Raw genomic sequence first — 15,835 nt, 5'->3', positions numbered from 1 at the left:
ACCCGGGACAGGTCGTTACCACCCGCGATCCGCAGCGCCTCCAGAACCCGCAGCACCCCCATACCCGTCGTCTCCCCCGTCAGCTCCGCCTGCTTCCAGGACAGCCCGACGAACGAGATCGCGCCCAGGTTGTACACCTCGTCAGGCTGGGAGATCTCCACCGCNCCGATCAACGACGGAAGATCCGTCAGGTCACCCTCCAACAACACGACCCCCGGCACCAGCCGCTCCACGGTCGCCACCTTCGGGTTCGACTGCCCGCGCACCAGCCCGAACACCTCATAACCCCGCCCAACCAGCAACTCCCCCAGGTACAACCCGTCCTGGCCGGTGATTCCCGTAATCAGCGCGCGAGGCACGATCATCCCCCTGTCTGCGCCCGGTTCGACCGGGACGCTCTCCTCCGTCCGGAGGAGTCGGTTGGCCGTGTGATCCGCCCGGACGTCAGGAGGGTCAGGGTCGTCCGGGCGGGTGGATGGCGGTACGCGGTACGCGGGCGGCGTGTCAGCCCTGGCCCGTGCCCTGGCCCGTGCCCGGTCCCGAGCCCTGGTCCGTCTCCTCGAGCCAGGGCACGGGACCGGGCTCGCGTGGCGCCGGCACCCCCACGCCGCCGCGCGGATCATCGTCACCCGCACCCCCCGCCTGGTGCGCGGCCCCGGTGCCCAGGCTCGCGGCGGCGGCCAGCACCGCCCGGGACGACATGATCAGTTCGGTCGTCACGTCGTCCCGGCCGCCGCGGCACATCTGCAGGAAGGCGCGCGCCGCCGCCCGGTGGCCCTTGTCCTGCGTGCCCTTCCAGACCGGTTCGCCGTCGACGAGCAGCTCCCGGAAGTCGTCGATCCGCAGGTGACGCCGGCCGGCGAGCGCCTCGACCGCCTCCTTGCGGCACTCGCGCGGCCGGGCCGAGCTGTAGGCGATGGTCGACAGCGTGCCGTCGACGTGCCGCAGCGTCACGGCCAGGTCCTCGGCGAGCAGCGCCTCGCCTGCCCGGCCGGGCAGGGCGGTCACCGCCTCGACCCGGCTGCCCGCCAGCGCGGCGCAGGTGTCGACGAAGTGGCAGACCTCGCCGAGCAGCCGCCCGCCCTCGGCCCGGTCCCCGTACCAGTGGTCGGCCGGCACCGGGCCGGCCGCGATCCGGTAGACGATGCTCAGTGGGCCGTCGCGTTCGGCGGTGCGCCGCCGGGCCTCGACGACCGCCGGCGAGAACCGGCGGTTGAGGCCCACCATCAGCACCCCGCCGCCGGACGCCGCCGCCTGTTCGACCGCCCGCAGCTCGGCCGGGTCGAGGGCCAGCGGTTTCTCGCACCACACGTGCCGGCCGCGTTCGAGCGCGGCGACCGCCAGGCGGGCGTGGGTCGAGTGCGGGGTCGCGATCACCACCACGTCGATGTCGTCGTCGTCGAGCAGCTGGTCGACCCCGGCCGCCGTCCCGGTGAAGCCGTGCCGGTGCGCGAAGGCCCCGGCCGAGCGGCCGCTGGCGGAGGTGACGCTGATGAACCGCTCGAAGCCGGCGGCCCGGAAGGCCGGCAGCAGCACGGAGGCGGAGAAGTTGCCCGCGCCGATCCAGCCGACCCGGTCACCGCGACGGGCGCGCGGGCGATCCGGCCGGCGACCCGGCGCCGCGCCGGCCGGATCGGCCCCGGCCCCGGCCCCGGCCCCGGCCAGTGTCTCGGCCGGATGCGCCCGCGGGCGGGGGTAGTCGAAGCGGATGGCCAGGTACGGCTCCCGCCGGGACGCGACGAGGTCGTAGGCGGCCGGGGCCTGCTCGATGGGAAAGGCGTGCGTCACCAGGTCGGCGACCCGCAGCCGCCCGGAGCCGAGCAGGTCCAGCACGGCCTCCTGGTTGCGGCCCTCCGTCCAGCGAACCTGCCCGGCCGGATAGTCGACCCCCCACTGCTCGTAGCCGCGCTCGTACCGGCCCGGCCCGTAGGAGCGGGCGACCCGCAGCGTGAGCTCCTTGTCGTAGAACGGCCCGCGTTCGAGTTTCAACGGGACGTCGCCGACGACGACGAGACGGCCGCGGTCCCGGGCCAGCTCCGTCGCGCGCATCACCGGGTCGCCGGCGCCGCCGGCCGCGCAGACCAGCACGGCGTCCGCGCCGCGGCCCCGACTCCACTCCCGCGCCGCCGCCGTCGTCGCGGCGCCGGACTCCCGCAGGGCGAGCACGCCGGTGGCCCCGGCGGTGCGCAGCGGCAGGTCGGCGAGGTCGACGCCGGCCACGTCGCAGCCGCTGGCCTGGGCGAGGCGGGCGGCGAGCTGGCCGACGAGGCCGAGCCCGATGACCACGACCTTCGCGCCGGGACCGACCTCGGCGAGGCGCAGCCCGTGCAGCGCGATCGAGGCGATGGTCGCGAAGGCGGCGTCGGCGGCGCCGACCCCCTCGGGCACCCGGGCGCACAGCAGGCCGGGTACCGCCTGGTACTCGGCGTGGTTCGCCCAGCCGCCGCCACCGGTCGCGACCAGATCCCCGGGACGGATGCCGTCCACGGCCAGCCCGACCTCGACGACCCGGCCGCTGCCGCTGTAGCCCAACGGCATGTCCGTGGCCAGCCGGGTACGCACCCCTCGCACGGCGTCCAGGACACCGTCGGTGCGGGCCTTGTCCACCACCCGGCGGACCAGGTCGGGGCGGGCCCGGGCCTTCGCGAGCAGCCCGGCCTGCGCCAGCTTCGTCACCGCGCGTTCCGTGCCGGCCGAGACGACGGTGGCCGCGGTCTCGACCAGGACCTCGGTCGGGCCGATGGACGGACGCGGCACATCGACGACCCGGACCTCGCCACCCCCGGCTGACTGCACCGCCTGCCTCATCGGACCTCCGCATCGTCGGTGACCGGGAAACGGGTCCTCCCGCTACCGATCACAGCGTGACAACACGGAGTGTAATTGAAGCATTACGTTAAGCCCGCAAGGTCGCTCACACTGTGTTCTCGCGGCGGGACGACCCGAGAACACCCCGAGCTCCCGGGAACCCGCCCCACCGGGGTGGTCAGGAGCCGCCGGGCGCCGACCCGGCCAGCGGCGAGCGGGGTCGGGCGGGCACCCCCACGGCGACCACCTCGGCGGGCAGGTCGCGCACCACGACCGCCCCGGCACCGACGACGGCGCCCGGCCCGATCCCGAGCCCCTGGATCACGGTCGCCCCGGTCCCGACGGTGACCCGATCGCCCAGGGTGACGGTCCCGCTGAGCCGGGCGCCGGGGGCGAGCGTGACGTAGTCGCCGAGCCGGCAGTCGTGCGCGACGGTCGCCGCGACGTTGAGGTGGACGTGCCGACCGGTGCGCACGTTGGTGGTGACGCTCGCCAGCGCGCAGACCACGCTGCCCGGCCCGAGCGTGACGGCCCGGCCCACCACGGCCCGCGGGTGGACGAGCGTCGCCGGGTGCCGGCCCCACCCGGTCGCGGCGAGGTCGATCGCCCGGCGCGCGTTCGGGGAGCCGATCCCCACCACGTACTCGGCGTCCAGCTCACACAGCAGGCCCACCGGGCCCAGATGGGACGTCCCGGCGGCGGCGAGGAGGTCCGGGTCGGGCCGGGCGTCGTCCAGCACGCCGAGCAGGCGGTACCGGGGTCGCCCCGCGTTCACCGCCCCGACCAGTTCCACCAGCTCCCGGCCGTGCCCGCCACCTCCGACGACGACGAGATCCCGCACCCCCGCTCACCTCCCGTTCCCGTGTCGCTACAAGACCCTTCAACTACTCTCTGTAACACTGCGCAGCGTGAAAGCGATCGATGATCTCACTCCTTCGGACGAGAGATACGGCCGATCGGACGTCGCCGCGGACCCGCCCGGACCCGGCGGCGACAGCGTCGCACCGCCAGCCTGGTCCGTCCCGCGGCAGCGCGGGGACGACCCGCCGCGGACACCGGCGAGGCCCGGTCCGGGCGGGTCGATCCGGGCGCGGTACCGGCGCGCCCGGGCCGAGCTCGATCCCGAGTCGGCCCGCTGCGGCCGCTGCGAGCACCGCCACCGCCGGGTGAAGCGCACCGTCGACGTCTCCGGGGCACTGCTGGGCCTGGCCGTGGGATCACCGCTGTTCCTGGCGGCCGCGGTGGCGATCCGGGCGGAGGACGGCGGGCCCGTCCTGTTCCGCCAGGAACGCATCGGCGAGCACGGCAGGCCCTTCACCATTCTCAAGTACCGGACGATGGTCTCCGGCGCCGAGAACAGGGGCACCGGGCTGGTCACCTACCGCGGTGACCCACGGATCACCCGGGTCGGCGGTCTGCTCCGCAGGACCAGCCTGGACGAGTTGCCCCAGCTGCTCAACGTGCTGCGCGGCGACATGAGCCTCGTCGGGCCCCGGCCCACCGTGCGCCGCCAGGTGGAGCGTTACACGCCGTTCCAGCTGCGTCGGTTGTCCGTTCCCCCCGGAATCGCCGGCTGGGCGCAGGTGAACGGCCGGAACAGCATTCCCTGGTCCCGCCGGATCGAACTCGACGTCTGGTATGTCGAGCACCGGTCCACCCGGCTGGATCTCGCTATCCTTCTTCGCACCGCCCACATCATGCTGCTCGGTGGCGGAACCTACGGCGTGGGCGGCGTGAACCACGATCTCGACGGCGCCGACCAGGAACTCCCGCCGGTGGCGGTGCCGGAGACCGCGCCGCCCTGAACCGACAACTCTTCCCTGAACCGAAACCGTCCTGGGCCAAGGCGACTTCTTTGGGAGATTCGTTGCCATCTCGGCTTCACATGTCCGGCCTGCTCGCGGTCGACGGCGGAATTCCGGTCCGGTCGACTCCCTTCGCCCCCTGGCCGAGTTTCTCCACCGGCGAGATCGACGCCGTCGGGGAGGTGCTGCGCGGCGGCCGGGTCAACTACTGGACCGGTGAGCAGGGCCGCGCCTTCGAGCGCGAGTACGCGGCCGCGGTGCGGGCCGACCACGGGATCGCGCTCGCCAACGGCACCGTCGCCCTCGAGCTCGCGCTGCGCGCGCTCGGCGTCGGGCCCGGCGACGAGGTGGTGGTGCCCAGCCGTACCTTCCTGGCGTCGGCGAGCTGCGCGGTCGCCGTCGGCGCCCGGCCGGTCTTCGCCGACGTCGACCGGGAGTCGGGGAACCTGACCGCGGACACCGTCCACGCGGCGATCACCGGGCGCACCCGGGCGGTCGTCGCCGTCCACCTGGGTGGCTGGCCGGTCGACATGGACCCGCTGACCCGGCTGGCGGCGCGGGTGGGCCTCGCCGTGGTCGAGGACTGTGCGCAGGCCCACGGCGCGCTCTACCGGGGCCGCCCGGTGGGCGGCTTCGGGGACGTCGCCGCCTGGTCCTTCTGCCAGGACAAGATCCTCACCACCGCCGGCGAGGGCGGGTTCGTGGCCACCGACGACCGGGCGCTCTGGAAGCGGGTCTGGTCGTACAAGGACCACGGCAAGGACCCGGACCTCCTGGCCACTCCGCACGACGCGGCCGGGTTCCGGTGGGTCCACACGTCCGTCGGGACGAACGCGCGGATGCACGAACTCGCCGCCGCGGCCGGCCGCGTGGCACTGCGCGGCCTGCCAGCCTGGGTCGCCCGGCGCCGTGAGAACGCCGCGGCGCTGCTCGAACGGCTCGCCCGCCTGCCCCAGCTCCGGGTGCCCACTCCCTCGGCGGACCCGACCCTGCGGGCCTCCTACTACCGCGCGTACGCCTACGTCCGGCCGGACGCGCTGCGTCCCGGCTGGGACCGGGACCGGGTCCTGCGCGCGATCCGCGCCGAGGGGGTGCCCTGCTCGGTCGGCAGCTGCGGCGAGGTCTACCGCGAGCGGGCGTTCGCCGCCGGCCCGCTCCCACCGGGCCGGCTCCCCGTCGCCGCCGAGCTCGCGGACACCTCGCTCGCCTTCCTGGTCCATCCCACCCTCACCGGCGACGACATGCGGGACACCGCCGACGCGGTGGAGCGGGTCCTCACCGCCGCGGCGGCCTGACCAGCCAGGTCGGCCCGACCAGCCAGGTCGGCGGGGAGCCGGCTGGCGGCAGCCGGCTCCCCGCCGACGGGCGTCAGCTCCGGGACAGGCCGTCGAGCAGCTCCTGCAGGCGGCCGCCGAGCGCGGTCCGTGACCTGGTGCGCGTCATGTAGTCCCGCCCCGCGGCCGACCACCGGGCCCGCTGCTCCGGCCCGGCGGCCACCAGCTCGCGCACCGCGTCGGCGATGCCGGCCGGCTCGCAGCACACCCCCGCGCCGGCGTCGGCCACGATGCCCGACACCTCGCCGGGCGTGTTGGTGATCACCGGGAGCCCCGCGGCCAGGTAGTCGAACAGCTTGTTCGGGCTCACCCCGTACCGGAACAGCTCGACGTCGGCGAGCACGTGCAGGCCCACGTCGACCGCCCCGAGGAGCGCGGCCATCCGGTCCTTGGCGACCGGGTCCCGGAAGACGACGTTGTCGAGGTGCCTCGCCCGCGCCTGCTCGACCAGCTTCGCCTTCACCCCGCCGTCGCCGACCAGCAGGAAGCACACCTCCGGGAGCTCGTTCGCCAGTTTCTCCGCCGCGTCCAGGACCAGGTCGAGGCCGTTCGCCGGGCCGTGCGCGCCCGTGTAGGCGACCACGAACCCGGTGAGGCCGAGCTCTCGGCGCAGCTCCTCCCGCGACGCCGGCGGATCGAAGTCGGCGGGATCGGCGCCGTTCGGGACGCAGACGATCCGGCCGGCCGGCACCGACTCCTCGGTCTCCAGCACCCGGCGCACCCCGTCGGCCAGCACCACGACGGCGTCGGCGTGGCGGTAGAGGAAGGTTTCGACGGCGCGCAGCAGCCGGTGCGTCAGCGAGCCCGCGCGGAGCTGGCCCATGTCCACGAGTACCCGGGGCCACAGGTCGCGGATCTCCAGGACGAAGGCGGCGCGGCGCAGCCGGGCGAGCGCCCAGCCGGTGAGGCCGGTCAGCAGGTGCGGGGACGAGGCGTAGACGACGTCCGGGCGCGCGCCGCCCAGCCCGGCCACGAACGCGCCGGCCGCGTAGCTGGCCCAGTTGAGGATCCGGGTCAGGCCGCTGCCGCTGTAGGGGGCCGTCCGGACCGTCCGGTACCGGGTCGACGTGGGGCGCGCGCCGTCCCGGGGCTGGACCTCCCGGGTGGGCTGGACCTCCCGGGTGAAGTAGTTCCGGTCCGCGGCCACGATGGTGCACCGCCAGCCGGTCAGGCGGTCGGCGAGCTCGACGTGCCGGGTCCCGCCGGGGGCGCCCCGGGGCGCCGCGAAGTGGTTGAGCACCAGCAGGGTTCTCATGCCCCCTCCTCCACCCGGACCCGGACCCGGGCCGGCCGGCGCCGGCGTGCCGGCAGCCGTGGGCCCGGCCACTCCCCCGCGCCCGGCCGGGGCCGCGGCCGGGGGATCGAGCTCGGCGCGGGCCGCGCGGACACCGCCTGCTCGTGCTCGCCACGCGCCACCAGCCGCACCCGGTCGACGCCCCACTCGACCCGCAGGACCGTCGAGCCGAGCGTCAGCTCCCCGTCGACGCACGCCGCCGGCGGCCGCGGACCGGTGTGCGCCGCCCAGAGCACCGGCCCGGGAACCGGCCCCGGGACCCGCCCGGCGAGGCACACCCAGGTGGCCGGCCGCACGGTGCCGTACGTGCGGCTCCACCACCCGGCCCACGGCTCCCGCTCCCCGCGGACCGCCGCGGCGCGCGCCCCCTCCGGCAGGATGAGCCGCAGGACGGCGCCGCCACCGGTCCGCAGCGTCGCGGCGGTCAGGTCCACCTCCGCCGTCGGCGCCAGCGGGAGCGTCAGCCGCCAGTCCACGCCGGGCGGGCCCTCGACGAAGTCGGCGCAGGCGACGCCGTCCGGGCCGGTGACGACGACCCGGGCGACCCGCCGCGCCGGCCGCAGGCGGGTGTAGGCGTCGTGGAAGCCCCAGCTCACCACGGCGTCACCGATCCGCAGCGGGGGGCCCACGTGCCCGTGGGCGGTGTGCGCCCAGCGGAAGACCCGGTGCGGGACGAGCTGGTCCTGCCCGGCCAGCCGCAGGACGCTGTGCGCGGCCGAGGAGCGCAGACCGTTGCGCTGCTCCAGCGCGCCGTTGTAGGTGCCGGTGCCCGGGTCGCCCACCACCCAGTGGCCGTCGTGCAGCACACAGGTCGAGCCGAGGTCGGCGTGCCCGTGCGACGGGCCGGAGCCCACCTTCAGCCACGACGTCCACAGCCCGCGCGCGGCCCGGGCGATCCCCCCGCCGACCTCATGGCCGTCCGGCTCGGCACGCTCGGGCGGAACGGGGATGCCGGGCCCGGCGTACCAGGCGCACTCGTCGTGCCCGGCCCGCCAGTCCACCGGCGCGCCGGTGCCGGCGAGGGCCAGCGCCACGGCCACCGAGCCGCCGATCTCGCCCGGATCGCCCGCGGTGCACAGCAGACGTCCCTCGTCCCAGTCGCCGAGCTGGGGAACCGGGCCCTCCAGCGCGCCGAGCCGGCTCAGGAACTGGGCCGCGCGGACGAGGGCCTCCCGCACCGGCTCGGTCGGGTCCGCCAGCATCCGGACGGCCAGCATCTCCAGCACGAAGCGGTGGTAGGAGAGCGAATCCTCGATCATGGAGCCGTCCGGCCGCAGCTGCCGGCGCAGCTGCGCGTCGAACAGGGCGCGGGCCAGCCGTCGGCACGGCGCGGAGAGCCGGTCCTCCGGCAGCACCCGGTCGAGGACCAGCAGCCCGAGGCTGTCACCGAGCCAGTGGTTGTTGCGCATGCTGCTCGCCGTGTAGGGAAGATCGGCGAGCAGGTGGCGCCGAGAGTGGCGCAGCTCCCGCTCGGTGCGCGAGCGTAGCCGGTGCCCGAGTGCCTCGCCGGCCAGTTCGTGCACCTGGGCGAACGCGAAGGCGCGCAACGCGATCTCCAGATTGGAGTACCAGTGGATCCCCCGCTCCGGGGGGTTCTGGTCGAACCACGACTCCAGCTCCGAGCGCAGCCGCTCCAGGGCGGCCTGGTCCCCGCTCTGGCGGACCGCCCGCGCGAGGAGCACCAGGTGCCGCATCCGCCCCAGCTCCCAGGCCCACTTGACGTCCCCGGGCCGGGCGTCGCCGCGGATGTCGACCCGCCACCAGTGCCCGGCCGGCCACCGGTGCGGCCCGTCCAGGACGGCGTGCCAGTCGGTGCGCGGCCCGAGATCCACCCGCCGGCCGAACAGGCGTACCAGGCCCTTCGTCGCGTCGGCGGCGTACTCCACGCTCGGGGTCGGGGCCGGGCGGGGCAGGCCGAGGGTGCGCAGCCCACCGGTCCGGTGCGGGAGGAGCTCGATCGCGCCGAAGACCAGCGCGTGCCCGCCCATCCGCTTGGCGGCCTCGTAGGCGGCGCGGGGCACCGCGCCGCGGCCCAGCGCGGCGGCGTCGGCGACGGCCGTGTTCAGCATCCGCCCCGCGGAGTTCCGCCCGCCCGCCCGCCGCCGGTCGGTCGGCCGGCCGGCGGTGCCGCCGCGGCCGGAACCAACCGGCACAGTCATCACACTCTTCAGATTCACATGACTACTTTAAGTGACGAACGTCGCGGGCCGGCGCTCCGTCGAACGTGGCGCCGGAAGGTCCCGGGCCGGGCCGGGGACGCCGGAGTGGCCCGCGGGGTGCCGGGCGGATCCCGGCGCCGGCCCGGCCACGGCGAGGCGGGCGGCGGCGGCGTGGACAGCCGCGTCCGCGCCGGCACCGGCCCGGCCGCTCGCGGTGAGCACCAGCAACCCGATCAGGATCCACAGGAGAAGCCCGACGCGGTTCGCGGTGAACGTGGGGATGCCGGCCGTCGCGCCCACGGCGAGGGCGATCACGGCACCGGCGAACGGCCGCTCCGGCGACGCCCGGTCCGGGCTTCCCCGCAGCCACGCCACGACGATCACGGTGACGGCCAGCGCGAGCAGCAGCACGCCGACGAGCCCGCCGACGACCAGGGCCTCCGTCCACGAGCTGTCGTAGGGCAACGTGAGGCCGCCCGCCCCGTAGCCGAACCACGGATGGGTGTCCAGGACGAGGTTCCAGCCCACCTTGAGGATCCCGGACTGGCCGAACCGTTGCGCCGTGTACCGGGTGGCCAGGTCACCGCCGTCGCCGCCGCCACCGTTCGGGAGCAGGGCCGAGAGCATCCACCCGCCGCGCCACTGGGACAGGCCGGCCTGCATCGCGATCACATAGCCGACGCCCAGCACGGCACAGATCGCCACCAGCCGCCGGACCAGGCGGCCCTGCCGGCTCGTTTGCCAGAGCGCGAGCGGCACCCCCAGGAGGAGGAACACCTTGGAGACGCAGAGCACGCCGCCGGTCACCATCAGGGCCACCGCGATCCCGAGCAGGATCGGGCGGTCCCGGCCGGGCCGCGCGAACAGGTACACCGCCGAGAAAAGACCCAGGGAATAGGCGATCCCGGCCTCGGCCGGCTGATTGAAGATTCCACTGAGCCGGCCGTTCCCGAAGGCGAGTACGGCCACCGTGTCGGTACCCGCCGCCCCGCCGTCCCAGAATCTCTGGAGTATCGGGGAGAGATCGAACAGAACCTGGGCCGCCGCGATCAGGCTGTTGACGCAGAGCGCGGCGACCATTGTCCGGCAGACGAGCTCGAGCAGCGCGGTCCGGTTGTAGCCGGCCGATCTCCAGCCGGCCACCAGGAGCAGCACCGCGACCGGATAGACGTAGTTCTCGATGCCGGCCAGGGTGCTGCCGGGCAGGTACGGCCCGACGACGAGGACGCTGCCCGCGTTGATCGTGACGAAGGCGGCCGAGACGGCCCAGATCCCGAAGACCAGGAGGAACGCCCGCCCGATCCACAGCCGTGGGCTGATCGCCGGCAGGGTGCACAGCACGGTGGTGTAGACCGCGAGCTGCTCCGTCCGGAAGCCGGCGAACAGGTAGGGCCCGAAGGCCGCGACGATCACCGTGACCACCCGGAGGCGGGCGCCACGGGGCAGCCAGGTGTCCTCGGCGCCGGCCGGAGCCGGTGTCGTCACCGGCCAGCCCGCGGCCCCCGGAGATCGGGGCGCGTTCACGCCCGGGCCGCGTACAGGGCGTCCCGGTACACCTCGACCGTCCGCTCGGCGGCGGTGGCCCAGCTGAGTTCCGCGGCCCGGCGCCGGCCCGCGTCGATCAGCCGGGTCCGGGCCACGTCGTCGCCCAGGAGCTCGAGCATGGCCTGCGCCCAGGCATCGACGTCCATCGGCTCGAGCAGGCGGCCGCCGGCACCGACGACCTCGGGCAGCGCCGTCGCGTTCGCGGCGAGGACCGGCGTGCCGAGGTTCATCGCCTCGAGCACCGGCAGCCCGAAACCCTCGTAGCGGGAGGGAAAGGTGAGCGCCACCGCGCCGCGCAGAATTCCGATCATGTCGGCCCGCGGGATCCGGCCGGTGCGCACGACCCGGCCGGCCAGCCCCAGCCGGTCGATGTCGCCGCGGACCGCGTCCTCGGTCTGGGCCGGCCCGCCGGTCAGCACCAGGCTCACCTCCGGCTCCTTCTCCGCGACCTGGGCGAAGGCCCGCAGGAGCGTGGCGTGGTTCTTGTGCGGCGCCGTGACCGCGTTGAAGGCGAACCAGCGCCCGGGCAGGCCATAGCGCCGCCCGGCCTCGGCGGCCGGCACCCCCGGCCCCGCGGCGCCGGCGCCCAGGGGGACGGTGCGCACCCGCGCCGGGTCCACGCCGAAGCGGTCGATGACGCTGCGCCGCGCGAACTCCGACGGCGTGATCACCAGCCGGGCCCGCCGGGCCGAGCCCGGGGCCACCGCGCGCAGGTAGGCGGTCTTGATCCGGGAGAAGTTGCCGGGCAGGTCGAACGGCTGGAGGTCGTAGACCGTCACCACCCCGGGGACACCGGGCACCGGTGGCAGCACGTTGCCCAGGTGGTGGAGCAGGTCGATCCCCGAGCGGCGGGCCTGGGCCGCGAGCCACGAGTTCTCGGCGAGCACCCGCAGGGACCGGGCCCGGCCGCTCACGGGCAGCGTCCGGACGTCGAAGCGGGACACGATGTCCGGATGTTCCCGGGGAAATCCGTCGAGACAGAAAAGAACATATTCGAGGTCACCGGGCCGCTGGTTCGCGAGCTCGTCCAGCAGCTCGACCGCCGCCGTCTCGGCACCGCCGACCATCCGCGGAATAACCGACAGAAGGTTGAATCCGATGCGCCTGACCGCAGCCACTGACACCACCTGGTAAAAGAAAGGAAGATCTGGGCCGCGCCGTGGCCCCGGTCCGCGCGGACAGTCGGAATTCTAGAACCGCGACGGATTTTCACTCAAGCATCTGAGACGCCGCGTCCGTTTCGTTGGCCGTTTTGACCGGAGTCGCGGATGGCGGCTCCCAGGCTCCGCCTCCGTGCGGACCGCGCTGCCGGGGCACGGCCACCGCGACGGCCGCGCCCTGCCCGCTCGCGCCCTGTCCGCTCGCGCGCCGGCGCCGGAGCAGGCCGGCGACACCGGGAGTGGCGTGCTTCAGCCGCAGCGCGGGCGCCTCGACGGCGTACCAGCTCGCTACGGAGACCGCGACGGAGAGCAGCAGGCAGGCCGAGAAGTACGCCACCACACCGTGCCGGTGCACGCCGTACACGGCCATGAGCTGCTGGATGGGAGACGTGTAGATGTACAACCCGTAGGAGAGGTCGACCCGCGAGCCGACCCGCCGGAACGGCAGCCGCAGCGCCAGCCACAGGCACAGGTAGGCCAGCGGCGGGTCGATCAGGACGTGGGGCTCGGTCAGGAAGCCGCCGGCGGCGATGACGACCACGCAGAGTCCGGCGAGCGGGCCGGAGAGCGGGATCCGGTCCCCGTACAGGTAGAGGAGGGACCCGCAGAGGAACAGCGGGCCGATCCGCAGCACGCCCCCCGCCAGGCCGCTGCCGAGAACACCGAGGACACCGGAGGCGTCCGGGACGAGCCAGTGCGCGACGAGCGCCGCCCACAGCACGGCGGCGATCGCCACGACCATCCGACGCCGCCGCGGGATGACCCCCACCAGTACCAGGAACGCGACCCCGAGATAGCACACGAACTCCCACCACAGGCTCCACAGCGAACCGTTCCAGGCGGCTGTCGGCCCGATCCGCGGGGGCGACAACGGAACCCCGGTGGGGGTGCCGAGGATGTCGTAGAAGCTGATCTTCAGGGTGCTGTTCGCCACGATGTACCGGAACGGCCCGTGCGGGGCGCCCCCGAAGTAGCCGTCCAGCGAGCCGTGGTCGTGCAGCCACGCGAGCGGGGCGATCACCAGTGCGACCACGGCCAGACACACCCAGAAGGCCGGCAGGATCCGCAGGCTCCGGTGCCAGAGGTACCGCGCGGTGGAGGGCAGCCGCACCCGGCTGTAGGTGATCAGAAAGCCACTGATCACGAAGAACAGGTCGACGGCCAGCGCACCCGGCTCGTAGCGGCCGAACCGGGTCAGCCCGAAGCCACCGGCGCTCCAGATGTGCTGCACGAAGACGACCATCGCCAGCGCGACGCGGAGGAAGTTGAAACAGTTCCCCCCGTCCGCGAAGGCCGTCCCGACGGTCGCTCGCCGTCGCTTGTGCCGCGGCGACGCCCGCCCACCGCTTGATGTCCGCCCACCGGCCGACGCCCGCCCGCCCGCGAAGCTGAGCCGGGTCATCGCGCCGCTTTTCTCCAGTAGACCCCGGTCCAGTCGATGCGGACGATCTCCTCCTCGATGCCCGCGGTCCGCCGGAAGTCGTCCACCGCGGCCCGACACCCCTCGATGGCGCCGTAGTCGTCGACGACGCAGAAGCCGCCCGGCGACAGTTTCGGATAGAGGCCGCGCAGCGCGTCGACGGTGCTCTCGTACATGTCGCCGTCGAGCCGGAGCACCGCCAGCCGGTCGATGGGCGCCGCGGGCAGGGTGTCCCGGAACCAGCCCTTGAGGAACCGCACCTGTCCGTCGAGCAGGCCGTACCGGCGGAAGTTGTCCCGGACCTCCTCCAGGGAGACGGCCAGCGCCCGGTTCTGGTGGTGGGTGTCCCCGGCGTCGGCGGCGTAGCGGGCCGGGTCGGGCGGCGGCAGGCCCTCGAACGAGTCGGCGACCCAGACCGTGCGTTCGGTGTCGCCGTAGGCCGCCAGCACCCCGCGCATCAGGATGCAGCTCCCCCCGCGCCAGACACCGGTCTCGATGAGGTCGCCCGCGACACCGTCCCGGAGCACCTGTTCGACGCAGTACTGCAGGCTCTCCATCCGTCGGACGCCGGTCATCGTGTGGGCCAGCCGCGGCCAGTCCCGCCCGTCGCCACGCTGCCCGGCGACGGTCCGGACGATCTCCACTCCGGCCCGCTGGGAGAACAGGTCCGCGAGCCGCCGCACCGCGGGCCGCGGGGCCCAGGCAGTACCGTCGCGGCCGTCCCAGAGCGAGAAGGTGAGGGTCGACCGCAACAGGTCGAGATACCGTTCACGAAGATCGTGGGGGGCGTTCCCGGGAGCTCCGGCGGCTTCTTCCGGGACTTGCGAGACGGTCATGTGTCCTCCTGGTCCAGGATCGTGGTGATCGGGCGCGTTCTGATCGACCGGTCGGCGACCGGGCGCGGGGAGTCGACGTCACGCTGGCGCTGGCGCGGAATCCGCGGGGCGCCGTCGACGGCGGACGGCACCCCGGCGGACGGCACCGCTCCGGGGCTGGTACCGGTGACGGGGCGCGCGGTGCCGCCGGTCGTCAGGCGCAGCACCGCGCTGAACAGCAGCAGCGCGGAGAAGGTGTAAGTCACCGCGGACACCGCCGCCACCCCGACCAGGTCACCGCGGCGCACCGCGGCGGCGAGCAGCAGGATCGTCAGCGCGGCGACGGGCGCCTGGACCTTGGTCACAGCCCGCGGCGCACCCAGCCCCAGCAGGGCGTGTATCAGAAGGTAGTCGGCCGCGAGCGGTATGGAGGCGAGCAGCAGCACGCGCGTCGCGCCGACGGCCGGCGCGAACTCGGCGCCGTAGATCGCTCTGATGCACAGCGGGGCGAGCAGCGCGAGCGGGACGGCGATCGCGGCGGCGACCGTGAGACTGAGTGCCGTGCCCTGGCAGACGAGACGTCGGCTGCTCTCGGGCGACGCTCCGCGCAGCCGGCTGAACATCACCATTCCGGTGGACTGCGCCACGGCCGCGCACCCGCCGGCGACCGCGGTGGCCACCCCGTAGAAGGCGACCTCCCGGCTGGCCAGGCAGACCGCGATCACCAGCACGTCGAGCCGGTAGATGACCTGGGCGCCGATCACCGAGACGTAGGCGCGCCGCGCCGTCGCCGCGAACCCGCGGGGCGGCAGCAGCCGGCGGACCCGGGTCCACGGGGAGGCCGCGGGCGCCGGCCCGAAGCCACACGTGGCCAGCTGGCCCAGCGCGATCGCCGCGCTGGTGGCGCCCAGCACCACCAGCCACAGGTTCGGGTCATGCCGACCGCCGAGCACCAGCGGAACCGTGGCGGCGGACCCGGCGAGCGCGGGGACTATCCGCACCGCCTGGAAGGCCCCGGACATCCGGCCCTGCCGCTGCGCCATGCCGGTCGCATGCGAGGTCGCCACGGTGCCGGCCGTCATGCAGGCCGCGCCGAGCACCCCGGCGGTGGTCAGCCACGGTTGCAGGCCCAACGCCACGAACAGGCCGAACAGCACCAGCCCGCCGCCCAGGGTGAGAACCGTGTGTGCGAGGAGCGGGGCGCGCAGCCGCGACGCCTCGGCACGATCGATCACGATCGCCTGGGTGATCCCGAAGGTGAGCCCGACCCCCGTCGTGGCGGCCCAGCTCTGGGACGCGATGAACTCGCCGCGCAGGGTGGGGCCCAGGCTCCGGGCGGCGACCGCCCCGTTGGCGGTGGCGATGAACAGCAGAGCCACGTTGCCCGCCGTCACGGCGAGCGTCGCGGGTATCCGCGCCGGCCGCGTGCGCCGGTGCCGCGTGTCCCGGGGCCGGACGCCCCGGTGCCGTCCGGTCATCCGAGCCGTCCGGTCAT

12 protein-coding genes are annotated in these 15,835 nt (G+C 74.6%); 2 read left to right on the top strand and 10 right to left on the bottom strand.

What is annotated here, in order from left to right; genetic code table 11:
* The 3 genes from B056_RS0118715 to B056_RS37095 form a co-directional block, all read right to left on the bottom strand.
* Positions 1 to 359: GDP-mannose 4,6-dehydratase (locus B056_RS0118715; protein ID WP_035751566.1), on the bottom strand; the 359-nt coding region annotated here is incomplete at its 3' end.
* 145 nt (positions 360 to 504) lie between these two features.
* On the bottom strand, positions 505 to 2,808 hold the full coding sequence (locus B056_RS0118710; protein WP_018503394.1) for a Gfo/Idh/MocA family oxidoreductase: 2,304 nt from the start codon (positions 2,806 to 2,808) through the stop codon (positions 505 to 507).
* A 178-nt stretch (positions 2,809 to 2,986) separates the two neighbouring features.
* Positions 2,987 to 3,649 (bottom strand): NeuD/PglB/VioB family sugar acetyltransferase, encoded by a 663-nt coding sequence (locus B056_RS37095; protein ID WP_018503393.1) that lies wholly within the window; start codon positions 3,647 to 3,649, stop codon positions 2,987 to 2,989.
* Positions 3,650 to 3,716: 67 nt separating this feature from the next.
* On the opposite strand from B056_RS37095, the gene B056_RS37090 reads away from it, so the two are divergent.
* On the top strand, positions 3,717 to 4,613 hold the full coding sequence (locus tag B056_RS37090; protein ID WP_018503392.1) for a sugar transferase: 897 nt from the start codon (positions 3,717 to 3,719) through the stop codon (positions 4,611 to 4,613).
* A gap of 80 nt (positions 4,614 to 4,693) precedes the next feature.
* Positions 4,694 to 5,908, top strand: a complete 1,215-nt coding sequence (locus tag B056_RS0118695) for a DegT/DnrJ/EryC1/StrS family aminotransferase (protein ID WP_018503391.1) — start codon at positions 4,694 to 4,696, stop codon at positions 5,906 to 5,908.
* 73 nt (positions 5,909 to 5,981) lie between these two features.
* Here B056_RS0118695 and B056_RS0118690 read toward each other — a convergent pair whose 3' ends face one another.
* The 7 genes from B056_RS0118690 to B056_RS37075 all read right to left on the bottom strand — a co-directional run bounded on the left by B056_RS0118690 (position 5,982) and on the right by B056_RS37075 (position 15,818).
* Entirely contained in the window at positions 5,982 to 7,202 is a 1,221-nt protein-coding gene (locus B056_RS0118690) for a glycosyltransferase family 4 protein (RefSeq protein WP_154677103.1), read from the bottom strand.
* A complete protein-coding gene (locus B056_RS0118685) occupies positions 7,199 to 9,400 on the bottom strand; it encodes a heparinase II/III domain-containing protein (protein WP_035751838.1) in 2,202 nt (733 codons plus the stop codon). Before B056_RS0118685 ends, B056_RS0118690 begins: the two co-directional genes overlap by 4 nt.
* Before the next feature lie 27 nt (positions 9,401 to 9,427).
* Positions 9,428 to 10,885 (bottom strand): hypothetical protein, encoded by a 1,458-nt coding sequence (locus B056_RS0118680; protein WP_018503389.1) that lies wholly within the window; start codon positions 10,883 to 10,885, stop codon positions 9,428 to 9,430.
* Positions 10,886 to 10,920: 35 nt separating this feature from the next.
* Entirely contained in the window at positions 10,921 to 12,063 is a 1,143-nt protein-coding gene (locus B056_RS39550) for a glycosyltransferase family 4 protein (protein ID WP_154677102.1), read from the bottom strand.
* Positions 12,064 to 12,154: 91 nt separating this feature from the next.
* On the bottom strand, positions 12,155 to 13,507 hold the full coding sequence (locus tag B056_RS37080; RefSeq protein WP_018503387.1) for an acyltransferase family protein: 1,353 nt from the start codon (positions 13,505 to 13,507) through the stop codon (positions 12,155 to 12,157).
* Positions 13,504 to 14,361: a TylF/MycF family methyltransferase gene (locus B056_RS0118665; protein WP_018503386.1), complete on the bottom strand. Its 858-nt coding sequence runs from the start codon at positions 14,359 to 14,361 to the stop codon at positions 13,504 to 13,506. The genes B056_RS37080 and B056_RS0118665 overlap by 4 nt, the downstream gene beginning before the upstream one ends.
* Positions 14,358 to 15,818 carry a lipopolysaccharide biosynthesis protein gene (locus B056_RS37075; RefSeq protein ID WP_018503385.1) on the bottom strand — a complete coding sequence of 487 codons (1,461 nt, stop codon included), beginning with the start codon at positions 15,816 to 15,818 and terminating at the stop codon, positions 14,358 to 14,360. The genes B056_RS0118665 and B056_RS37075 overlap by 4 nt, the downstream gene beginning before the upstream one ends.
* Between the last annotated feature and the right edge of the window lie 17 nt (positions 15,819 to 15,835).

This window comes from Parafrankia discariae (genome assembly GCF_000373365.1).
Taxonomy (GTDB): domain Bacteria; phylum Actinomycetota; class Actinomycetes; order Frankiales; family Frankiaceae; genus Parafrankia; species Parafrankia discariae.
This window is presented reverse-complemented; position numbering and strand designations above follow the sequence as displayed.